We start from the raw sequence: 20,447 nt of genomic DNA, 5'->3' as shown, positions 1-20,447 counted from the left end.
CGCGTTTGTCGAATAGGGAATGTGGAAAACGTTGATGTGCCTTAAGTCTGGCCTGGCTTGAGGCTGTTTTGGGCGCGTTTTGGGGTCGGTTTTGGGGTGTTTTGGGGTCGGTTTGGAATCTGTTGAGGCGGATTCAATGCGGCTTTGAGGCCCTTCCGGGCTCGGTTTGAGGCTGGTTTGAGGCTGGTTTGAGGTCGATGCCGGCCGGTCCGTGGTGCGGGAACACGCCCCGGACGCCGCCCGGCGCGGAGTACGGCGGTCCCAGGCGGCCCGGCGCCGCCGCTGGCGCGGCACCGGTGGCCGGGCATGATCCGGCGGACATGATCAGTCGGGCATGATCAATCGGACATGATCCGGCGGGCATGACAGGGCTGACCAGGCTTGCCAGCGTGGCAGGCCGCGGTGCTAGAATGAAACACGAATTGGCGCCGATTTGCCTGATCCGCTTGCGGGCGCTCCATAAATCCAGCTAAAGAGGTCCCATGACCACGACTGCCGTTTCCCCCGTGCCCGCCTGCGAGCCGGCCGCCCCCGCCATCGACCCGCGTACCGTGCCGGAAGGCAGCGTGGGCTTCGTCTCCCCGCAGTTCCTGCATTTCTCCGATCCCCTCACGCTGTCCAGCGGCCAGGTGCTGCCGTCCTACACCCTGGCGGTGGAAACCTACGGCCGGTTGAACGCCGCGCGCAGCAACGCGGTGCTGATCTGCCACGCCCTGAACGCCTCGCACCACGTGGCCGGGATGGACGCCGAGCGCCCCGACCGGATCGGCTGGTGGGACAACATGGTCGGCCCCGGCAAGGCGGTGGACACCGACCGGTTCTTCGTCATCGGCATCAACAACCTCGGCTCGTGTTTCGGCTCCACGGGGCCGGCCACGATCGATCCCGCCACCGGCCGCCCCTGGGGGGCGTCGTTCCCGCTGCTGACGGTCGAAGACTGGGTGCATGCCCAGGCACGCGTGGCCGACCATTTCGGCATCGAGCGCTTCGCCGCCGTGATGGGCGGCTCGCTGGGCGGCATGCAGGCCCTCAGCTGGGCGATCACCTGCCCGGAACGGGTGGGCGACTGCATCGTGATCGCCAGCACGGCGCGCCTGTCGGCGCAGAACATCGCCTTCAACGAAGTTGCCCGCCGCGCCATCCTGACCGATCCGGATTTCCGCGGCGGGGATTACCACGCCCACGGCGTGGTGCCGGCCAATGGCCTGTCGGTGGCGCGCATGGTGGGCCACATCACCTATCAGTCCGACGAGGTCATGGCCTCGAAGTTCGGCCGCGCGCAGCGCGCGCCCGGCCCCACGGGCGACTACCGCTACAACTACGACGTCGAATTCGAGGTCGAGTCCTACCTGCGCCACCAGGGGGAAAAGTTCTCCCGCTATTTCGACGCCAACACCTACCTGCTGCTGACCCGCGCCCTGGATTATTTCGATCCGGCGCGCGCGCACGGCGGCGATCTGGCGCGCGCCCTGGCGGCCGCGCAGGCGCGCTTCCTGCTGGTGTCCTTCACCACCGACTGGCGCTTCGCCCCCGAGCATTCGCGCGAGATCGTCCGCGCCCTGCTGAAGAACCAGCGCGAAGTCACCTACGCCGAGATCGACGCGCCGCACGGCCACGACGCCTTCCTGCTGGGCGACCGGCGCTACCACGCGGTGGTGCAGGGTTACTACGACGGCATCGCCGCCCGCCTGGGCCTGGGCGAGCGCCGCCGCGTGACGGGGGTGCTGGCGGCGGGAACGCCTGCACCGGGAGCATCGGCATCGGTGATGTCGGCATCCGAAATTTCGGCCTCGGGGATGTCGGCCTCGGAGGTGCGGGCATGACGACGCTGCAGGCGGCGGTGCCGCAATCGGCCGCCCCGGACGGGGCCGCGGAAAAGGATTCGCCGCTGCGGATCGACCTGCTGCGGATCGCCGAATGGATCGAGCCGGGCAGCCGCGTGCTGGACCTCGGGTGCGGCGACGGCCGGCTGCTCGACTACCTGCAGCGCACCCGCCAGGTGCGCGGCGCCGGGGTCGAACTCGACGACGAGCGCATGATCGCGGCGGTGCGGCGCGGGGTGCGCGTGATCCAGCAGAACCTCGAAGAAGGCCTGGCGCTGTTCGACGACCGCCAGTTCGACACGGTGGTGCTGTCGCAGACCCTGCAGTCCATGCACCACACGGAACACATCCTGCGGGAAATGGCGCGGGTGGCCCATTACGGCATCGTGTCCTTCCCCAATTTCGGCTACTGGCCGCACGGCTGGTCGATCCTGCGCGGGCGCATGCCGGTCAACGAGCAGATGCCCTACCAGTGGTACGACACGCCCAACATCCACCTGTGCACCCTGCGGGACTTCCAGGACCTGGCGGCGCGGCTGGGGCTGCGGGTGACGCACCTGGCGACGTTCCGCGGCGAGCGGGAAATCCATTGGCTGCGCGGCTGGCGCAGCCAGCTCGCGGTCTACCGCTTCAAATCGCCCGACGGCGGGCGCGCATGACGCAGGCGCGGGGCGCGGATACGGGCGTGGCCGGCGCCGGGGCTCCGACGCAAGGCTGGCGGGTCTACGGCGGCCGGCGCGTCGCCCCCCTGCTGGTCCTGGGCTTTGCCAGCGGCTTGCCGCTGGCGCTGACCTCCGGCACGCTGCAGGCTTGGGCCACGGTGGCGCAGGTCTCGCTGCAGAGCATCGGCTTCCTGACGCTGGCGGGCACGGCCTACACGCTGAAATTCCTCTGGGCGCCGCTGGTGGACCGCTACGCGCCTCCCTGGCTGGGGCGGCGGCGCGGCTGGGTCTTCCTGACGCAGTGGCTGCTGGCGGCCTCGATCGCCGCCATGGGCCTGTTCGACCCCGGCTCGGAACTGCGGGTGCTGGCCCTGCTGGCGGTCTGGGTGGCCTTCCTGTCCGCGACCCAGGACATCGCCTTCGACGCCTACAGCACCGACGTGCTGCGCCAGGACGAGCGCGCCGCGGGCGCGGCGCTGAAGGTCATGGGCTACCGGCTGGCGATGGTGGTGTCCGGCGGCCTGGCGCTGATCCTGGCCGACCAGTGGCTGGGCTGGGGCGCCATGTACATGCTGATGGGCGGATTGATGGCGCTGGCGTCCCTGGCGACCCTGTGGGCGCCGGAGCCCGAGCGCGCCGCCCTGCCGCCGCGCACCCTGCGCGAAGCCGTGGCCGAGCCGCTGAAGGAATTCTTCGGCCGGCGTGGGGCCTGGGCCATCCTGCTGCTCATCGTGCTCTACAAGCTGGGCGACGCGTTCGCGGGCGCGCTGTCCACCACCTTCCTGATCCGGGGCGCCGGCTTCGACGTCACCGAGGTCGGCATGGTCAACAAGGTCTTCGGCCTGGTCGCCACCATCGTCGGCGCGCTGGCCGGCGGCGCGCTGATGACGCGCCTGGGCCTGTACCGCGCCCTGATGGCCTTCGGCCTGCTGCAGGCGGTCTCGAACCTCGGCTACTGGCTGCTGGCCGTGACGCCGCCGCACCTGTATTCCATGGCGGTGGTGGTGGCGGTCGAAAACCTGTGCGGCGGCCTGGGCACGGCGGCTTTCGTGGCGCTGCTCATGGCCCTGTGCCAGGCGCAGTTCTCCGCGACGCAGTTCGCGCTGCTGTCGGCGCTCTCGGCCGTGGGCCGCACCTATCTGGCCGGGCCGCTGACGCCAGTGCTGGTGGCCGCGTTCGGCTGGCCGGTCTTCTTCGTCCTGACCGTGGCGATCGCCCTGCCGGGGCTGGGCCTGCTGTGGTGGATGCGCGGCCGGATCCGGGAGCTGGATGCGTCGGCCTGAGGCTGCGCCGGGCGTGCTTCCGGGCGGTTCTCATCCTGCCCGGTCGCTGTGTTCCGGCGGTTCAGCCGGGTAGGGGCGGGTCGTCTTCCCGCGCGCCGGCGGCGAACGCCCGGGGCGTGACGCCGGTGTGCGCGCGAAAGGCCGCGATGAAGGACGACAGGCTGTCGTAGCCGCAGGCCAGCGCCACGTCGGTGATGCGCTCGCCGCGTTCCAGCAGCGGCAGGGCGTGCACCAGCCGGGCGCGCTGGCGCCACAGGCGGAATCCCAGCCCCGTCTGCCGCTGGAACAGGCGCGTCAGGGTCTTGTCCGACACGCCCAGGCGGCGGCTGAACGCGCCCAGGTCCAGGGCGCTGTCGGGATGGCTCTGCAGCTGGTGGCAGACGGATTGCAGGCGCGGGTCGGTGGGCCAGGGCAGGATCAGTCCGGCGTCCGGGCTGACGGCCAGCTGGTCCACCAGCACCCGGGCGAGGCGGCCGTCCGGCCCGTCGGGGTCGTATTCGATGGGCAGGGTGCTGAAGCGCCGGATCAGTTCGTGCAGCAGGGGACTGACGGCCAGCACCCGGCAGGCGGGCCAGTCCAGGCCCAGGGCGTCGGCGTCCAGGTACAGGCTGCGGATGACGGTGTGCGACGATTGCCGCACCTGGTGCGTGACCCCGGCCGGGATCCAGACCGCGCGCTGCGCCAGGGCAACGAAGCGGGCGTCCGGCGTCCAGACCTGCAGGTAGCCCTGGGTGGCGTAGGACAGCTGCGCCCAGGTGTGCTTGTGATGGCGCGGGATGAGGATGTTCGACTGGCTGTCGATGTGGCCGTAGACGGGCCGGGGCAGGCGGCGCAGGCCGCCGCGCCGGCCCGGAACGGCGGCATTGCCTGGGCTTTTGCCGGGGTTGCCGCTGGCCCGGACGGTGTCCGCGGCGCCCTGGATGCCGCTTTGCATGTCCGTTCGAGAATGTTTCATAGCTGTTTACCGCCAAACATGGCTTCCCAGCCAGTTTAACCTTCTCTGCGAGAGCCCCGGACCGCCGGAGCGCCCACTTTCATGATGTCGAAATTACGTCTGCTGTTCGATCGTTTCACCCTGATCCTGATCGCGGTCGTCACGGCCGCCACGGTCTTGCCGGCCCACGGCCAGGGCGCGGTGTTCTTTGAACGGCTCACGGCTGCAGCCATCGCGTTGCTGTTCTTCCTGCATGGGGCCAAGCTATCCCGCGAGGCCATCATCGCAGGCGCCACGCACTGGCGGCTGCACGGCGTGATCTTCATCTGGACATTCGTGATTTTCCCCATCCTGGGGTGGGTGCTTCGGCCGGTTCTTCTGCCGCTGCTGGGCGAGCCGCTCTACGTGGGCATCGTCTACCTGACGGTGCTGCCCGGCACGGTCCAGTCGGCCATCGCCTTCACATCCATCGCGCGCGGCAACGTGCCCGCGGCGGTCTGCGCGGCCTCTGCTTCCAGCATCGTCGGCATCGTCATCACTCCCCTGCTGCTGCAGTTGTTTCTGGGCGCGGACACGTCCGCCCTGGGCGGCAGTTCGCTGCTGCAGGCGATCGGCCGCATCAGCGTGCAGATCTTCCTGCCTTTCGTCGCCGGCCACCTGATGCGGCCGGTGATCGGCCGCTGGATGGACGGTCACCGCAAGCTCGTCACCAGCGTGGACCAGAGCTCGATCCTGCTGGTGGTCTACACGGCCTTCAGCGAGTCGGTGATCGGCGGGCTGTGGCAGACGGTGGATACGGTGTCGCTGGCCTGGCTGGTGGTGGCCTGCTGCGGGCTGCTGGCGCTGGTGCTGGTGCTCAATACGTGGTCGGCGCGGCGCATGGGCTTCAACCGGGCGGACGAGATCACGATCGTATTCTGCGGCTCGAAGAAGAGCATGGCCACCGGCGTGCCGATGGCCGGCGTGCTGTTCAGCGCGGGCGCCATCGGGCCGGTGCTGCTGCCGCTGATGATCTTCCACCAGATCCAGCTGATGGTGTGCGCGGTACTGGCGCAGCATTATTTGCGGGCGGGGCAGCAGGATCAGGGTTCCGGGCGGCGTCGTGCCGCTGCTTGATTTGGGTTTTTAACCCGCCCGCCGCCCCCGCACCCCGACGGGGCCTGGTCGGTGCGGCTCGGACGCAGGTCGCGTGCGCCCTCGGCCTACGGCTTCCCGCCCCTCCAACAGGCCCCGTCGGGGTGCGGGAGCGTCGGGCTGACGGTAGTGGATGCTGGGTTATTGATATAACGCACGGCAATCCTCCGGGAGATTTCGAAACTCTACTGGCTGGTGTCTACTCAGAGGGGGCTTACGATTACGCATCGAAGTTTGCTCAAATGCCAAGAGCCTTGATGTACTGCATTGCCTTGTCCAGAAGATATTTCTTCATATGTGAAGCAGCCAGGGTGTTTTGCCCGCCGTCCAGTTCTCCTGGAATGCCCTTATCCGTCGAACGCCATGTTGGTTCGATGCAGATGTAGTCTAGGTCATTAATGTGCAGACAAACATCAGGCTTCAGGTCGCAGTTCGGAAGTGATTGCTTTTCGCTCACAACCTTGACTGTCGGGGCATCTTCTTTCAGGCACTCAGAAAGCAGAAGTCCGATAGCTTTATTCAAAGACTTGTCGCCTTTGGATGCAACTGCTTGTATCCGACGATACTCATTTGACGTTTCCTCTACGTCCCGACTAGCGCCAGCGAACGGTGTTTTGTTAATACCAAGTTCCGCTTCAATCTCTTTGTAAAGTTTGCTATTGCGCATAGCAGTCTTAGCATCTTCAAGTTTGGCTGCGGGCTGTTTAAGCTTTTCCTTGACGGAGGCCTCACCATATGCGCGGACGGCCGCGAGGGAGACATTCGGCGGTAATTCGAATAGCCGCAAGTCAATTGCCCTAAGAATGTGTGCCATCGCGGAACGTCTTGCCTTCCAATCGGCAACATATATGGGTGCCTTCTCGTCAGGCTGATCAATAAACTCTGCCACCAACTCAATGTCTACTCTATTTCGCGAACCCTGAGTTAGTGACAAAACGGTAGAGCGGATTGCAGAAGGAACGTCGCCCGGCAGTACAACCCAAAGGCGAGCCCGTACCTTTGTCTTGAGAATCGACCAGGTTTTTTCTCGCTGCATTTCGGCATAGAGATCGACGGCGTTGAAGAAATCTGCAATAGTTTGAGCTTCAGCCAATAGATCGTTCGCTACTTCAGGCGTGACGCCAAAGGTTTCGAGGCCGTCTCCGGTTAAATTTCGGGTGGTGGTGTCTGCGACTGCATAGAAGCGCTCTTTTGGGAGTCCGGTGAAGTTATAGAAACCTCTAGAGCGAGTGTCGGCCATGGAATCGCGTCCGGTCGTCCAAGCCTCCTCCGCGATTTTATGTGCAGAAGGCTCACGAGTAACGGGCCAGAGGACAAGTGCAGCCCCTTTGGGATCACGAAATACCTCGAGCAGTTCCGCGAAGGTTTCACTAAGGTTCTGTATATCTCGCTGCGATGGATTGTCTCGGCGCTCGATCAAGATGACTCGGGCACTCGTGTCCCCCGGAACGTACGTATCGTGAATGAACGTTGGAAGCGTGCTTAAGTCCATGTCCTTCGGAAAAGACGAGACTCGAATCTGCTGAAACTGTTTGGGGAGTGTTTTGAGAAAAGTTGTCTTGCCACTGCCGGACAGGCCATAGAACACTTCAAATAGACCTCCACCGCCGGTTTTCACGCGTTGCAGAAGGTAATCGATGCGATCTGCCGCACTATCGACTCGCTCAACAAAGAGACCAGCGTCAAGCCCGGCTGCCTGCGCTCTTTGTTCCAGCAATTCCCAACGCTTCGGTAATTCAAGTTTTGTGAGTGTGTTCATTAAGTTGCTCTGTATTTAAGGGCGCGACGGTTAGTTGTACTAGAAGGCTGATATTGTGCTGGAGCTGCAGTATCCGTAGGGTCTGCCTGTAAGCCGGCATCTGCTGGTTCGTTCAAATATACCAGGTGTGGATAACACTACCTGTAAACAGACGTCTGCCAGATGGAGCTGGAATGGGCCTGCTACGAAAAAATGGGTGGGTTGTTTACATCATGTCCGAAGTTCCCTTGATCATGGTGGTCTGATTTGGTTGCGATTAACGCGGACGAAGGTTGGCATCAATCCTCGCCACCATGTCCAGTACATCTGACTGTTCCTGGCCGAAAGCAGTCTGTGCAATGATCGAGCCACCCCAACCACCCACGAAAAAGGGCCTGGAAACCCAGGCCCCAATCCACGGAGAAAAGCTTTCGTCAGGCGGTCGTGTGCAGCAGCGTGCCCACCATGCCGCCGTTTGCCAGTTGCGGGACCGAGGGCACCGAGTTGACCAGGCTGAGGATGGTGTTGGCCTGGCCGTCCAGGACCTTGCGCAGCAGCAGGTTGTCTTTTTCCTGCATCATGTTCCAGTTTTGCAGGCCGGTCGCCGCGGCGACGGTGCCTTCGATGGAATCGGACATGGGAACTCCTGTAAAAATGCGGCCTTCACGCGGTGAGGCGGGCGGCGAAAAACGGATCTGCTCTCTTCTACGACGTCGAGTGTACTTTCTTTAGGCCGCGCTTTTATGACCAATCGTAATCGATCGTCAGAGGCGCGTGGTCGCTGAACCGGGGTTCGCGGTGGATGGAGGCGGCGCGCGCACGCGCGGCGATGCCGGGGGTGGCGATGTGGTAGTCGATGCGCCAGCCGACGTTCTTGGCCCAGGCCTGGCCGCGGTTGCTCCACCAGGTGTAGGCCTCGCCGGTGGCGTCCGGGTGCAGGCGGCGGTAGACGTCCACCCAGCCGTGTTCGTCGAAGATCTTGCTCAGCCAGGCGCGCTCTTCGGGCAGGAAGCCGCTGTTCTTCAGGTTGCCTTTCCAGTTCTTCAGGTCGATTTCCTTGTGGGCGATGTTCCAGTCGCCGCAGATGATGAATTCGCGGCCGGTGTCGCGGTGTTCCTGCATCAGCCCGTCCAGCCAGGCCTCGAAGTGGTCGAGGAAGCGGTATTTGGCGGCCTGGCGTTCGTCGCCGCTGGAGCCCGAGGGCAGGTAGGCGCTGACGACGGTCAGGCCGGGCCAGTCTGCGCGCAGGATGCGGCCTTCGGCGTCGAATTCGGGGCAGCCCATGCCCGCGGTGATGGCGTCGGCCGGCTGGCGCAGGTAGAGGCCCACGCCGCTGTAGCCCTTTTTCTCGGCGTGGTGGAAGTGCCCGGTCAGGCCGTCGGGATGGCGCACGTCCTCGGCCAGGTCGCCGTCCTGGATCTTGATTTCCTGCAGGCAGACGATGTCGGGGCGGGCGTCGGCGAGCCAGTCGGCCAGCCCCTTGCGGAAGGCCGAGCGGATGCCGTTGACGTTCAGGGAGGTGATGCGCAGCACGTGGGTGTCCGGTTGGTCATTGCAGCTTGAACTTTAACCTACCCGGCTCACGGGGCTCGAGACGAGGTGCCCGCCAGCCGGGAGGCGGCCCGGGCTCAATCGAATCGGAAGCTGGACACGGTCAGCCCGCCCGCCGCCCCGGTTTCGTGATGGCAGAGCGTGGCGGGGCCGTCGCCCGACGCGCCGTTGGCGACGAACAGGGGCACCAGGTGGTCTTCCATGGGGTGGGCGATCCGGGCGGCGGGGGCTTGTTCCCAGTCCCGCAGCCGCTCGTGGCGCTCCGCTGCCGAGGCCGGCGTCATTGCGTCCCGCAGCCAGGTGTCGAACCGGATGGACGGCTCGCGTCCCGCCGGGCCGAACAGGCGCAGGTTGTGGTAGCTGAGCCCGCTGCCGACGATCAGGATGTTCTCGTCGCGCAGCGGCGCCAGGGCGGCACCCAGCCGGTGGTGCCAGTCGGGGTCGAAGCCGCGTTCGATCGAGAGCTGGACCATGGGGATGTCCGCTGCCGGGAACATGACGTGGGCGGGCACGAAGGCGCCGTGGTCAAAGCCGCGCTGCGGGTCGAAGTCCACGGGGATGCCGTCGGCCCGCAGCAGATCCGCCGTGCGCGCGGCCAGTTCCGGCGAGCCGGGCGCGGGGTAGCGGATTTCGTAGGTGTGGGCGGGAAAGCCGTAGTAGTCGTACAGCATGTCCGGCTGCGGGTGGCTGCCCAGCAGCACGCCGCCGCGCGTGATCCAGTGCGCCGACACCATCAGGATCGCCGCGGGACGGCAGGGCAGGGCGGCGGGGATCGCCTGCAGCGCGGCGGTCAGGGGCGCGTAGGCGTCCCGCTTTTCGGGCATCCAGGGCCAGGGGCCGCCGCCGTGGGACAGGAAATAGACGGGTTGGCGCATGAGATGGCCTTGCAGGTCGGCAGGAACGAAAAGGACATGATAGCCGCACGGCCGCGCTTCATGCGTGCCGGGGCGACGGGCGCCCGCCATGGCGCATGGGAGCATGCCGCGCCTCCGCCTCCGCCCCGTTCGGATCCCGCGCAAATATCCGATAATGTGCCCTTTCCCGCACAGAGATCATTCGCCATGCCTGGTTCCCGCGCCCAAGCCTTCGTCCGTTTCGCCCTGGAACAGGGCGTCTTGAATTTCGGCGACTTCACGATGAAATCCGGCCGCCGCAGCCCGTATTTCTTCAACGCGGGCCTGTTCAACGACGGCGCCAGCGTCGGCCGCCTGGGCCAGTTCTACGCCCAGGCGCTGGCCGATTCCGGGCTGGACTTCGACATGCTGTTCGGCCCCGCGTACAAGGGCATCCCCCTGGCCACCACCGCCGCGATCGCCCTGTCGAACCATCCCGCGCGGGCCGACCGCGCGGTGCCGTTCGCTTTCAATCGCAAGGAAGCCAAGGACCACGGCGAAGGCGGCACGCTGGTCGGTGCACCGTTGAAGGGTCGCGTGGTGGTCATCGACGACGTGATCACGGCGGGCACGTCCGTGCGCGAATCCGTCGCCCTGATCCGTGCCGCCGGCGCCCAGCCCGCCGCCGTGCTGATCGCCCTGGACCGCATGGAACGCGCCGGCGCGGACGACGCGCTGTCCGAGGGCTCGGCCGTCCAGGAGGTCGAACGGGCCTATGGCATCCCCGTGGTCAGCATCGCCTCGCTGGCCGACATCATGGCTTTGCTGGAAGACGACGCCACCCTGGCCAAGCACCGCGACGCCGTGTCGGCGTACCGGGCGCGTTACGGGGTTTGAGTGTCTGATCCGACCGGACCGAGCGCCCAAAGCGGGTCGCCCATCCTGGTCTCAGGTACGGTCATCGTAATTGCGTCAGGACGGCGTGCGCCCCCGCCCGGCGCGCTGTTCGAGTCCGCCGGACAGCATGGCCTCAGCAGGGAGGCAAGCGAGCCACTGTTCGAGCAAGACGGGTGCGGTCAGTCCGGGGGACTGACCGCCTTGCGAGTTTGGCGAGCGCCCTGATGAGGCCATGATGCCCGGGCAGTCCCGGCAAAGCCGGGACCGGGCGAGCTGCGCGCCGGGCGGGGGCGCACGCCGGCCGAGATGACAGCCCCGGCCAAGACCGATCAAGAAAGCCCCGGCCAAGACCGATCAAGAATCCAGCTTCCGCTTCAGGATCTCGTTCACCTGCTGCGGATTCGCCTTGCCCTTGGCCGCCTTCATCACCTGGCCGACCAGCGAATTGAATGCCTTCTGCTTGCCCGCCCGGTATTCCTCCACGATCGCCGGATTGGCCGCCAGCACCGTGTCGATCATCGCCTCGATCGCCCCCGTGTCGCTGATCTGGCGCAGCCCGCGCGACTCGATGATCGTGTCCGGATCGCCGCCCGACTCGCCCGTCCACATCGCCGCGAACACGTCGCGCGCGATCTTCGTCGAGATCGTCCCGTCCAGCACCCGCGCGATCAGCGCCGCCAGGCGCCGCGGGGACACCGGCGACGCGCCGATGTCCAGGCCGTCGCGGTTCAGCGCGGCGGACAGCTCGCCCAGGATCCAGTTGGCGGCCTGCTTCGCCTGGTCGGCGGGCAGGGCGGCCGCCGCGGCCTCGAAATAGTCCGCCGTCGCGCGGTGCAGCGTCAGCTGGGCCGCGTCGTAGGCCGACAGGCCCAGGTCGGCCTCGAAGCGCGCGCGCTTGGCCGCCGGCAGCTCCGGCATCGCCTGGCGCACCTGCTCGATCCAGTCCGGCGCCACCACCAGCGGCGGCAGATCCGGATCGGGGAAATAGCGGTAGTCGTCGGAATCTTCCTTCGTGCGCATGCTGCGCGTCTCGTCGCGGTCGGCGTCGTACAGGCGCGTTTCCTGCACCACCCTGCCGCCGTCCTCGATCAGCTCGATCTGGCGGCGCGCCTCGTACTGGATCGCGCGTTCCAGGAAACGGAAGGAATTCAGGTTCTTGATCTCGCAGCGCGTGCCGAATTCGGCCTGGCCGCGCGGGCGCACCGACACGTTGGCGTCGCAGCGGAAAGAGCCTTCCTGCATGTTGCCGTCGCAGATGCCCAGCCACACCACCAGCCCGTGCAGCGTGCGCGCATAGGCCACGGCCTCGGCGGCCGAGCGCATCTCGGGTTCCGACACGATTTCCAGCAGCGGCGTGCCGGCGCGGTTCAGGTCGATGCCGCTGGACGATTCCCCGTGCGGCCCGGTGAAATGCTCGTGCAGCGACTTGCCCGCGTCCTCTTCCAGGTGGGCGCGGGTCAGGCGCACCGTGTGTTCCTGCTCGCCCACGAAGAAGGACAGCTGCCCGCCCACCACGATCGGCAGCTCGAACTGGCTGATCTGGTAGTTCTTCGGCAGGTCGGGGTAGAAATAGTTCTTGCGCGCGAACACCGAGCGCTCGGCCACCCGGGCGCCCACGGCCAGGCCGAACTGGATCGCGCGTTCCACCGCGCCGCGGTTCATGGCCGGCAGCGAGCCGGGCAGGGCCATGTCCACGGCGTTGGCCTGGGTGTTGGGCTCGGCGCCGAAGCGCGTGCTGCTGCGGGAAAAGATTTTCGACCGCGTGGAGAGCTGGGCGTGGGTTTCCAGCCCGATGACGATTTCCCAATCCATTATGCGTGTCCCGGGGTGCGTTGGTGCCAGTCGGTGGCCTGCTGGTAGCGGTCGGCCAGGGCCAGCAGGCGGCCTTCGTCGAAATAGCGGCCGATGAGCTGCAGCCCGATGGGCAGCCGGCCCGATTCGCCGCCGAAGCCGCAGGGGATGGACATGCCCGGCAGGCCGGCGAGGCTGACGCCCAGCGTGTAGATGTCGCCCAGCCAGTCGGCGATCGGGTCCTGGCGGTTGTCGCCGATGCGGCGGGCCACGGCGGGCGTGACCGGGCCCATGATCACGTCGCAGTCCTGGGTCAGCACCCGGCGGAAATCGTCGGCGATCATGCGCCGCACGCGCTGGGCCTGCAGGTAGTAGGCGTCGTAGTAGCCGTGCGACAGCACGTAGGCGCCCACCAGGATGCGGCGGCGGACCTCGTCGCCGAAGCCCTCGGAGCGGGACCGGCTGGTCATGTCGGACAGGTCGGTGTAAACGGCCGCGCGGTGGCCGTAGCGCACCCCGTCGTAGCGCGACAGGTTGCTGGAGGCCTCCGCCGGGGCGATCACGTAGTAGGCCGGGATCGACAGGCGCGTGCGCGGCAGGGACACGTCCACGCGCACCGCGCCCAGGGATTCAAAGACCTGGAGGGCCGCTTCGACGGCGGCGCCGACCTCGGCGGACAGGCCTTCGTTGAGGAACTCGCGCGGCACGCCGATGCGCAGCCCCGCCAGCGGGCGTTCGCCGCCCGCCTGGAAGCCGGCCTGCGCGGCGTCGAACGCGGCCTGGACGCGGCCGGCGGCGTTGGCCGCGCCGTCGCAGGCTTCCAGGCTGGTGGAGTCGCGCGGATCGAAGCCGCTCATGGCGTCCAGCAGCGGCACCAGGTCGCGGGCGCTGCGCGCCAGGGGGCCGGCCTGGTCCAGGCTGGAGGCGTAGGCGATGATGCCGTAGCGCGAGACCGTGCCGTAGGTGGGCTTGATGCCGCTGACGCCGCACAGGGCGGCGGGCTGGCGCACCGAGCCGCCGGTGTCCGTGCCGGTGGCGCCCAGCACCAGGCCGGCGGCCACGGCGGCGGCGGAGCCGCCGGACGAGCCGCCCGGGACGCGTTCCGGGTCCCAGGGATTGCGCACCGGGCCGAAGGCGGAATTCTCGTTGCCCGAGCCCATGGCGAATTCGTCGCAGCTGAGCTTGCCCAGCGAGACGGCGCCGGCCTCGCGCCAGCGCTCGACCACGGCGGCGTCGAAGGGGCTGACGTAGCCGGCCAGCATCCGGCTGGCGGCGGTGGTGCGCCAGCCGCGCGTCACGAACAGGTCCTTGTGGGCCACGGGGATGCCGGTGAGCGGCCCGGCGGCGCCCGCGGCCAGCGCCTGGTCGGCGGCGCGCGCCTGCGCCAGGGTCAGGTCGTCGTCGATGTGCAGGAAGACGTGCGGATCGGCGTAGGCGCGCGCCGCGCGCAGGGCGTCGGCGGCCAGCTCAAAGGCGCTGACGCGCCGGGCGCGCAGGGCCGCGCCCAGCGCCTGGATGCTGTGGAATTCTGCAAGCTGGTTCATGGCATCATTCGATGACGGTGGGCACGAGGAACAGGCCCTGGTGGGCGGCGGGGGCGTTGGCCATGCAGGCGTCGCGCTGTTCGGGCGTCTGGGCAGGCTCGGGCGCGTCGTCGCACAGGCGCAGGGCGATGTCCTGGTGGGCGGCCAGCGGATGGGCCATGGGTTCGACGCCGGCCGTGTCCACGGCCTGCAGCTCTTCGATCAGCCCCAGGATGCGGTCCAGCTCCTGGCGGGCGCGGATCTGGTCGTTGGAATCCAGCCGCAGGCCGGAGAGCCGTGCCAGCCGGGCGATGTCCTGTTCGGTGAGTGCCATGTCGTCGTGCCGAGGGGCCGCCGCAGGGGCGGCCGGATTGAGTGTGTGCGGATGTGACGGGGGTAGCGAAAAGCGGGGATTTTGCAAAACATTCCCCTCTGATCCGCGTCTAGCCGTAGGGGATTATAAGTTATCATTGCTGATTCCATGCGGTTTGCCCGGCCTGCGCCGCCGTCCTGGCGGTCTTGGTACAGTCGGCACCGGGTCGCTCGCGCGGATCCACACCAGACACCCCCCTTTTATTAGTGCGCCCATGTTCGGATTCCTACGCAGCTACTTTTCCAGCGACATGGCGATCGACCTCGGCACGGCGAATACGCTGATCTATGTCCGCAGCAAGGGCATCGTGCTCGATGAACCCTCGGTCGTCGCCATCCGCCATGATGGCGGCCCCAACGGCAAGAAAATCATCCAGGCGGTCGGCCACGAGGCCAAGCAGATGCTGGGCCGGGTCCCCGGCAACATCGAAGCCATCCGCCCCATGAAGGACGGCGTGATCGCCGACTTCACCGTGACCGAGCAGATGCTCAAGCAGTTCATCCGCATGGTGCATCCGCGCAGCATGCTGGCCCCCAGCCCGCGCATCATCGTCTGCGTGCCCTGCGGCTCCACCCAGGTCGAACGCCGCGCCATCCGCGAATCCGCCCTGGGCGCCGGCGCCAGCCAGGTCTACCTGATCGAGGAACCCATGGCCGCCGCGATCGGCGCCGGCCTGGCGGTGTCCGACGCCAGCGGCTCGATGGTGGTGGACATCGGCGGCGGCACCACCGAGGTCGCCGTCATCTCCCTGGGCGGCATGGTCTACAAGGGCTCCGTGCGCGTCGGCGGCGACAAGTTCGACGAAGCCATCATCAACTACATCCGCCGCAACTACGGCATGCTGATCGGCGAGCCCACCGCCGAGCTCATCAAAAAGGAAATCGGCTCGGCCTTCCCCGGCTCCGAGATCCGCGAAATCGAAGTCAAGGGCCGCAACCTGTCCGAAGGCGTGCCGCGCAGCTTCACGGTGTCCTCCAACGAAATCCTCGAATCCCTGACCGATCCGCTCAACCAGATCGTGTCGGCGGTGAAGACGGCCCTGGAGCAGACCCCGCCCGAACTGGGCGCAGACATCACCGACAAGGGCATCGCCCTGACCGGCGGCGGCGCGCTGCTGCACGATCTGGACCGCCTGCTCCAGGAAGAAACCGGCCTGCCCGTGGTGGTCGCCGAAGACCCGCTCACCTGCGTGGTGCGCGGCTGCGGCGAGGCGCTCGAACATCTCGAGCGCCTGGGCGGGGTGTTCATCTACGACTGACCGGCCGGCCGGGCGTTCCTCGTCATGCATGAACCGGGAACCCTGAGACTCTTCAAGCGCGGCCCCAGCATCGAAGTCCGGCTGGTCCTGCTGCTGGTCCTGTGTCTCGGGATGGTCGTGACCGACGCGCACTGGTCCGTGCTGGGGCCGGTGCGCAGCGCCCTGTCCATGGTTCTCTATCCCTTCCAGCGCATCGCCCTGGCGCCGCGCGACGCGCTGGAATATTTCGACAGCTGGTCGCAGGCGGCCGCGCTGGCGCGCGACGAACAGGAAGCCCTGCGCCGCCAGCGCATCGAAATGGCCCAGCTCTCGACCCATGCGGCCCAGCTGGCCACCGAAAACGAACAGCTGCGCCGCCTGCTCAACGTGTCCGAATCCATCGCCCAGCAGTCCGTGGCGGTCGAAGTCTTCTACGTGCCTTCCAACGCCTTCAGCCATCGCCTGATCTTCAACAAGGGCTCGCGCGCCGGCATCGCCCCGGGCATGCCGGTGATCGACGAGGGCGGGGTCGTGGGGCAGATCGTGCGGGTGACGCCGTTCACCTCCGAGGCCGCCCTGCTGATCGACGACCAGGTGTCCATCCCCGTCCAGGTGCTGCGCAACGGGCTGCGGCTGATCGCGTTCGGCGGCAACGAGGTCGGCAAGCTCGAAGTCCGCTACCTGTCGGCCGGGGTGGACCTGCGCGTGGGCGACGTGCTGGTGACCAGCGGCATCGGCGGCCTGTTCCCTTCGGGCCTGTCGGTCGGCCGCATCGAAAGGGTCGAGCGCGATCCGGGCACCGGCTTCGCCATGGCGATCGCCGAGCCGCTGTCGCATCCCGAGCGCTACCGCCATTTCCTGGTCCTGCGCGTGGACGTGGACGACGTGCCCCGCCCCGAGGAGATCGAGCATGCCCTCGAGCAGCAATAGGCGCACGGGCGGTTCCTCCCTGATGGACCTGCAGCCGGTGGACGCCGGCGCGTTCCAGAGCGCCGCCTCCGGCTGGCTGGTGTGGGGCTCGCTGATCCTGGTGTGGGTGGCCTCGCTGCTGCCCTGGCGGCTCTGGCAGCCGGTGCCCGACGTGCTGCTGCTGCTGCTGCTCTACTGGTGCCTGCACGCGCCCACCCGCGTGGGGCTGACGACGGCCTTCGTCTTCGGCCTGCTGATGGACGTCCAGGACGCCGGCCTGCTCGGCCTGCACGCCCTGTGCTACGTGCTGGCCGCCTACGGCGTGCTGCGGCTGAGCCCGCGGCTGCGGCACTTCAACACCTGGCTGCAGGCCCTCCAGATCCTGCCGGTGTTCGTGGCCGCCTGCACGGTCTCCAGCCTGCTGGGCGCCTGGCTGAACGGCGCCTGGGAAGGCTGGGAATGGCTCTGGTCGGCCTTGTTCACCGGGGCGCTGTGGCCCCTGCCCGACATCCTCATGTCCCTGCACCCGCGCCGCCTGGGCGGCGATGGCGCGGGGCCGGTCTGACGGCCGGGGGGCGGCATGTTCGAGTTCCGCAAGACCGGCCACCGCCAGCGGCAGACGGTGCTGCTGCGCGCGTGGGTCGCGGGGCTGTTCGCCCTGGTCTGTCTGCTGTTGCTGGCCGGGCGCCTGTGGTACCTGCAGGTCGTGCGCTACGACACCCTGTCGGCGCGCGCCGAGCAGAACCGCATCACCATCGTGCCCGTGCCGCCCCGGCGCGGGCAGATCGCCGACCGCAACGGCGCGGTGCTCGCGCAGAACCTGCGCGACTACACGCTGACGGTGACGCGCGCCCAGATCCGGGGCGACATCAACGACGTGCTCGACCGCCTCGGCGAGCTGGTCTACCTGAGCGAGGGCGACCGGCGCAAGTTCATGCGCCTGTACCAGCAGAGCGGCCGCTACGCGCCGGTCCTGCTGCGCAACAACCTCAACGACATCGAGGCGTCCTGGTTCGCCGTCCACGCCTACCGCTTTCCCGGCGTCAGCCTGGAGGCGCGCTGGGTGCGCTCCTACCCCATGCACGAATCGGCCGCGCACGTGCTGGGCTTCGTCGGCCGCATCTCCGAGGAGGACCAGCAGGAGCTGGATGAATCCGGCCAGCTCGGCAACTACCGGGGCACGCTGGTCATCGGCAAGAAGGGCGTCGAGAAGACCTGGGAAAAGGCCCTGCACGGCCGCACCGGGATCGAGGAACTCGAAGTCACGGCGGGCGGGCGGCCGGTACGCGAACTGAGCCGCACCGACCCGGTGCCCGGCGCCAACCTGGAACTGTCCCTGGACATCGGCCTGCAGCAGCTGGCCGAGGCCCAGTTCGAGGGCCGGCGCGGCGCGCTGGTCGCCATCCAGCCGCATACGGGCGAGATCCTGGCCTTCGTGTCCTCGCCGTCCTTCGACCCGAACCTGTTCGTGGACGGCATCGACGTGGAAAACTGGCGCAAGCTGAACGAATCGCCCGACCATCCGCTCATCAACCGGCCGCTGTACGGCACCTATCCCATCGGCTCGACCTACAAGCCCTTCGTCGGCCTGGCCGCCCTGGAAATGGGCCTGCGCTCGGCGCGGGAACTGATCCCCGACCCCGGCTACTTCGAGCTGGCCGGGCAGAAGTTCCGCAACGCCGGCGGCGCGGCCTACGGCCCGACCGACATGCACCGGGCCATCGTCGTGTCCTCCGACACCTACTTCTTCTCGCTGGGCGCGCAGATGGACGTGGACGCCCTGCACGACTTCACCGGGCGGTTCGGCTTCGGCCAGATCACCGGCATCGACCTGGACGGCGAGCGCCGCGGCGTGCTGCCTTCGCGCGCCTGGAAGCGCAAGACCTACAAGAAGCCCGAGCAGCAGCACTGGTACCGCGGCGAGACCGTGTCCGTCACCGTGGGGCAGGGCTACAACGCCTTCACCCTGCTGCAGCTGGCGCAGGCGACCTCGGTGCTGGCCAACGACGGCGTCTACATGAAGCCGCACCTGGTGCGCCGGATCATCGATCCGCTCACCGGGCGCTTCAGCTATCCCGTGGTCGGGCCGCAATACACCATCGACCTGAAACCGGACAACCTGCGCGTGATCCGCGAGGCCATGGTGGACGTGGTGCGCAAGGGCACGGCGCGGCGCGCCTTCGAGGGCGCGGCCTACCAGGCGGCCGGCAAGACCGGCACGGCCCAGGTCTACAGCCTGCGCGGCGCCAAGTACAAGGCGCAGGCGGTCGACGAGCGCCTGCGCGACCATGCGCTGTTCATGGCCTACGCGCCGGTCGAGGACCCCCAGATCGCGGTGGCCCTGATCGTGGAAAACGGCGGCTGGGGCGCCTCGGTGGCCGCGCCGATCGCCCGGACGGTGTTCGATTACTGGCTGGATCCGGCCCGCGTGGCGCAGCGCGCCGAACGCCTGCGGGCGGAACAGGCCGCGCGGGCCGCCCAGGCGGGCCCGACGCCGGCGGCCGCGCCGGGGCGGCCCGACGCGCAGCCGGCCCCCGACGACGAGGAGGCGCCCGAACCCGCGCCCCTGCCCGACGAGGCCTCGGCGCCCGAGGACGGCGCCCAGGAGGAAAACCCATGAAACTGATCGTGCTGGCGGTGCGCCGCATGTTCGCCGTGCTGGACTGGCCGATGCTCGCCCTGCTGGTCGTCATGGGCCTGGTCGGCATGGCCACCATGCATTCGGCGGTGGGCAACACCGACTGGCGCTTCGCCGACCAGCTGCGCAACTTCATGCTGGCGTTCGCGGCCATGTGGGCCGTCGCGCTGATGCGCCCGGCCTGGATCATGCGCTCGGCGCCGCTGTTCTATGCGCTCGGGGTGGGGCTGCTGGTGGCGGTCATGCTGTTCGGCGAGACCAGCAAGGGCGCGACCCGCTGGCTGAACCTGGGCTTCGTGCGCATCCAGCCCTCGGAGATGATGAAGATCGCCGTGCCGCTGATGCTGGCCTGGTATTTCCAGCGCCAGTCGGCCAACCGCTTCCGCATCCTGGACTTCCTCGTGGCCGGCGTGCTGCTGCTGGTGCCGGCGGGGCTCATCATCGAGCAGCCGGACCTGGGCACGGCGCTGCTGGTGCTGGCCTCGGGCTTCTGCGTCATCTATTTCGCCGGCCTGTCGTTCAAGCTGCTGATCCCGGCGGTGCTGGCGGTCACGCTGGCGCTCGGGACGCTGGTGGCCTACGAGGACCAGATCTGCCAGCCGGAGGTGGACTGGGTGGTGCTGCACGACTACCAGAAATACCGCGTCTGCGTGCTGCTCAATCCGGGCTCGGACCCGCTGGGCAAGGGCTTCCACACCATCCAGTCCATGATCGCGGTGGGCTCGGGCGGCCTCTACGGCAAGGGCTACATGCAGGGCACCCAGACGCACCTGGACTTCATCCCCGAGCGGACCACGGACTTCATCTTCGCCGTGTTCGCCGAGGAATTCGGCCTGTACGGCGGGGTGGCCCTGCTGATCCTGTACACGCTGCTGGTGCTGCGCGGCCTGACCATCACCGTGCGGGCGCCCACGCAGTTCGGGCGGCTGCTGGCCGGCGCCATGTCCATGATGATGTTCGTCTACGTCTTCGTGAACATCGGCATGGTGACCGGAGTGCTGCCGGTGGTGGGGGTGCCGCTGCCCTTCATGAGCTACGGCGGCACGGCGCTGATGACGCTGGGCGTGGCCTGCGGCCTGCTGATGAGCATCGGCGCGCACCAGCCGCGCCCGGATCCCTGA

At 67.7% G+C, this 20,447-nt stretch carries 18 protein-coding genes and 1 riboswitch; of the genes, 10 read left to right on the top strand and 8 right to left on the bottom strand.

Annotation, left to right across the window (positions count from 1 at the left end; translation table 11 throughout):
• Positions 1-415 precede the first annotated feature (415 nt).
• A riboswitch (SAM riboswitch) is annotated at positions 416-494 on the top strand.
• The 3 genes from metX (at position 483) to HNR28_RS13605 (ending at position 3,768) form a co-directional block, all read left to right on the top strand.
• Positions 483-1,823 (top strand): homoserine O-succinyltransferase MetX, encoded by a 1,341-nt coding sequence (metX, locus tag HNR28_RS13615; protein WP_151024591.1) that lies wholly within the window; start codon positions 483-485, stop codon positions 1,821-1,823. Its footprint overlaps the riboswitch before it by 12 nt.
• Complete coding sequence (metW, locus tag HNR28_RS13610; RefSeq protein WP_151024590.1) at positions 1,820-2,482, top strand: methionine biosynthesis protein MetW; 663 nt, start codon at positions 1,820-1,822, stop codon at positions 2,480-2,482. Before metX ends, metW begins: the two co-directional genes overlap by 4 nt.
• Complete coding sequence (locus HNR28_RS13605) at positions 2,479-3,768, top strand: muropeptide transporter (protein WP_151024589.1); 1,290 nt, start codon at positions 2,479-2,481, stop codon at positions 3,766-3,768. Before metW ends, HNR28_RS13605 begins: the two co-directional genes overlap by 4 nt.
• A gap of 61 nt (positions 3,769-3,829) precedes the next feature.
• Here the strand turns inward: HNR28_RS13605 and HNR28_RS13600 are convergent, their stop codons facing one another.
• Positions 3,830-4,723, bottom strand: a complete 894-nt coding sequence (locus tag HNR28_RS13600) for an AraC family transcriptional regulator (RefSeq protein WP_244978301.1) — start codon at positions 4,721-4,723, stop codon at positions 3,830-3,832.
• Positions 4,724-4,807: 84 nt separating this feature from the next.
• Between HNR28_RS13600 and HNR28_RS13595 the strand changes: the two genes are divergently transcribed.
• Complete coding sequence (locus tag HNR28_RS13595; protein WP_151024597.1) at positions 4,808-5,818, top strand: bile acid:sodium symporter family protein; 1,011 nt, start codon at positions 4,808-4,810, stop codon at positions 5,816-5,818.
• Between the two features lie 256 nt (positions 5,819-6,074).
• Here HNR28_RS13595 and HNR28_RS13590 read toward each other — a convergent pair whose 3' ends face one another.
• The 4 genes from HNR28_RS13590 to HNR28_RS13575 all read right to left on the bottom strand — a co-directional run bounded on the left by HNR28_RS13590 (position 6,075) and on the right by HNR28_RS13575 (position 10,000).
• Positions 6,075-7,595: a hypothetical protein gene (locus tag HNR28_RS13590; protein ID WP_151024588.1), complete on the bottom strand. Its 1,521-nt coding sequence runs from the start codon at positions 7,593-7,595 to the stop codon at positions 6,075-6,077.
• Between the two features lie 413 nt (positions 7,596-8,008).
• Positions 8,009-8,212 (bottom strand): putative motility protein, encoded by a 204-nt coding sequence (locus HNR28_RS13585; RefSeq protein WP_151024587.1) that lies wholly within the window; start codon positions 8,210-8,212, stop codon positions 8,009-8,011.
• Between the two features lie 103 nt (positions 8,213-8,315).
• Positions 8,316-9,107 carry an exodeoxyribonuclease III gene (locus HNR28_RS13580; RefSeq protein ID WP_151024586.1) on the bottom strand — a complete coding sequence of 264 codons (792 nt, stop codon included), beginning with the start codon at positions 9,105-9,107 and terminating at the stop codon, positions 8,316-8,318.
• 95 nt (positions 9,108-9,202) lie between these two features.
• Positions 9,203-10,000, bottom strand: coding sequence for a DODA-type extradiol aromatic ring-opening family dioxygenase (locus HNR28_RS13575; protein ID WP_151024585.1), 798 nt, complete (start codon positions 9,998-10,000; stop codon positions 9,203-9,205).
• 186 nt (positions 10,001-10,186) lie between these two features.
• Here HNR28_RS13575 and pyrE point away from each other — a divergent pair, with 186 nt between their 5' ends.
• Entirely contained in the window at positions 10,187-10,855 is a 669-nt protein-coding gene (gene pyrE / locus HNR28_RS13570) for an orotate phosphoribosyltransferase (RefSeq protein ID WP_151024584.1), read from the top strand.
• 354 nt (positions 10,856-11,209) lie between these two features.
• On the opposite strand, the gene gatB is transcribed toward pyrE, so the two are convergent.
• Genes gatB through gatC form a run of 3 tightly spaced genes read right to left on the bottom strand, consistent with a single transcriptional unit; the run spans position 11,210 to position 14,503 of the window.
• Positions 11,210-12,667 (bottom strand): Asp-tRNA(Asn)/Glu-tRNA(Gln) amidotransferase subunit GatB, encoded by a 1,458-nt coding sequence (gene gatB, locus HNR28_RS13565; protein WP_151024583.1) that lies wholly within the window; start codon positions 12,665-12,667, stop codon positions 11,210-11,212.
• Positions 12,667-14,190, bottom strand: coding sequence for an Asp-tRNA(Asn)/Glu-tRNA(Gln) amidotransferase subunit GatA (gatA, locus tag HNR28_RS13560; RefSeq protein ID WP_151024582.1), 1,524 nt, complete (start codon positions 14,188-14,190; stop codon positions 12,667-12,669). The genes gatB and gatA overlap by 1 nt, the downstream gene beginning before the upstream one ends.
• Before the next feature lie 4 nt (positions 14,191-14,194).
• A complete protein-coding gene (gatC, locus tag HNR28_RS13555; RefSeq protein ID WP_043685152.1) occupies positions 14,195-14,503 on the bottom strand; it encodes an Asp-tRNA(Asn)/Glu-tRNA(Gln) amidotransferase subunit GatC in 309 nt (102 codons plus the stop codon).
• 253 nt (positions 14,504-14,756) lie between these two features.
• Here gatC and HNR28_RS13550 point away from each other — a divergent pair, with 253 nt between their 5' ends.
• Genes HNR28_RS13550 through rodA form a run of 5 tightly spaced genes read left to right on the top strand, consistent with a single transcriptional unit; the run spans position 14,757 to position 20,447 of the window.
• Positions 14,757-15,800, top strand: coding sequence for a rod shape-determining protein (locus HNR28_RS13550; RefSeq protein WP_043685149.1), 1,044 nt, complete (start codon positions 14,757-14,759; stop codon positions 15,798-15,800).
• Between the two features lie 24 nt (positions 15,801-15,824).
• Positions 15,825-16,709, top strand: coding sequence for a rod shape-determining protein MreC (gene mreC, locus HNR28_RS13545; RefSeq protein WP_151024581.1), 885 nt, complete (start codon positions 15,825-15,827; stop codon positions 16,707-16,709).
• A complete protein-coding gene (gene mreD / locus HNR28_RS13540; RefSeq protein WP_084330765.1) occupies positions 16,690-17,253 on the top strand; it encodes a rod shape-determining protein MreD in 564 nt (187 codons plus the stop codon). The genes mreC and mreD overlap by 20 nt, the downstream gene beginning before the upstream one ends.
• A gap of 15 nt (positions 17,254-17,268) precedes the next feature.
• A complete protein-coding gene (gene mrdA, locus HNR28_RS13535) occupies positions 17,269-19,308 on the top strand; it encodes a penicillin-binding protein 2 (protein ID WP_184142955.1) in 2,040 nt (679 codons plus the stop codon).
• Entirely contained in the window at positions 19,305-20,447 is a 1,143-nt protein-coding gene (gene rodA / locus HNR28_RS13530) for a rod shape-determining protein RodA (protein ID WP_151025643.1), read from the top strand. Before mrdA ends, rodA begins: the two co-directional genes overlap by 4 nt.

It is taken from the genome of Castellaniella defragrans (genome assembly GCF_014203015.1).
Taxonomy (GTDB): domain Bacteria; phylum Pseudomonadota; class Gammaproteobacteria; order Burkholderiales; family Burkholderiaceae_B; genus Castellaniella; species Castellaniella defragrans.
The sequence above is the reverse complement of the archived record's forward strand: the minus strand, read 5'-3'. Positions and strand labels throughout refer to the sequence as shown.

Bases quoted from the DNA above. Each gene is read 5' to 3' on its own strand.
- metX (WP_151024591.1), top strand. From the start codon at position 483: ATGACCACGACTGCCGTTTCCCCCGTGCCCGCCTGCGAGCCGGCCGCC.
- metW (WP_151024590.1), top strand. From the start codon at position 1,820: ATGACGACGCTGCAGGCGGCGGTGCCGCAATCGGCCGCCCCGGACGGG.
- HNR28_RS13605 (WP_151024589.1), top strand. From the start codon at position 2,479: ATGACGCAGGCGCGGGGCGCGGATACGGGCGTGGCCGGCGCCGGGGCT.
- HNR28_RS13600 (WP_244978301.1), bottom strand. From the start codon at position 4,723: ATGAAACATTCTCGAACGGACATGCAAAGCGGCATCCAGGGCGCCGCG.
- HNR28_RS13595 (WP_151024597.1), top strand. From the start codon at position 4,808: ATGTCGAAATTACGTCTGCTGTTCGATCGTTTCACCCTGATCCTGATC.
- HNR28_RS13590 (WP_151024588.1), bottom strand. From the start codon at position 7,595: ATGAACACACTCACAAAACTTGAATTACCGAAGCGTTGGGAATTGCTG.
- HNR28_RS13585 (WP_151024587.1), bottom strand. From the start codon at position 8,212: ATGTCCGATTCCATCGAAGGCACCGTCGCCGCGGCGACCGGCCTGCAA.
- HNR28_RS13575 (WP_151024585.1), bottom strand. From the start codon at position 10,000: ATGCGCCAACCCGTCTATTTCCTGTCCCACGGCGGCGGCCCCTGGCCC.
- pyrE (WP_151024584.1), top strand. From the start codon at position 10,187: ATGCCTGGTTCCCGCGCCCAAGCCTTCGTCCGTTTCGCCCTGGAACAG.
- gatB (WP_151024583.1), bottom strand. From the start codon at position 12,667: ATGGATTGGGAAATCGTCATCGGGCTGGAAACCCACGCCCAGCTCTCC.
- gatA (WP_151024582.1), bottom strand. From the start codon at position 14,190: ATGAACCAGCTTGCAGAATTCCACAGCATCCAGGCGCTGGGCGCGGCC.
- gatC (WP_043685152.1), bottom strand. From the start codon at position 14,503: ATGGCACTCACCGAACAGGACATCGCCCGGCTGGCACGGCTCTCCGGC.
- HNR28_RS13550 (WP_043685149.1), top strand. From the start codon at position 14,757: ATGTTCGGATTCCTACGCAGCTACTTTTCCAGCGACATGGCGATCGAC.
- mreC (WP_151024581.1), top strand. From the start codon at position 15,825: ATGCATGAACCGGGAACCCTGAGACTCTTCAAGCGCGGCCCCAGCATC.
- mreD (WP_084330765.1), top strand. From the start codon at position 16,690: ATGCCCTCGAGCAGCAATAGGCGCACGGGCGGTTCCTCCCTGATGGAC.
- mrdA (WP_184142955.1), top strand. From the start codon at position 17,269: ATGTTCGAGTTCCGCAAGACCGGCCACCGCCAGCGGCAGACGGTGCTG.
- rodA (WP_151025643.1), top strand. From the start codon at position 19,305: ATGAAACTGATCGTGCTGGCGGTGCGCCGCATGTTCGCCGTGCTGGAC.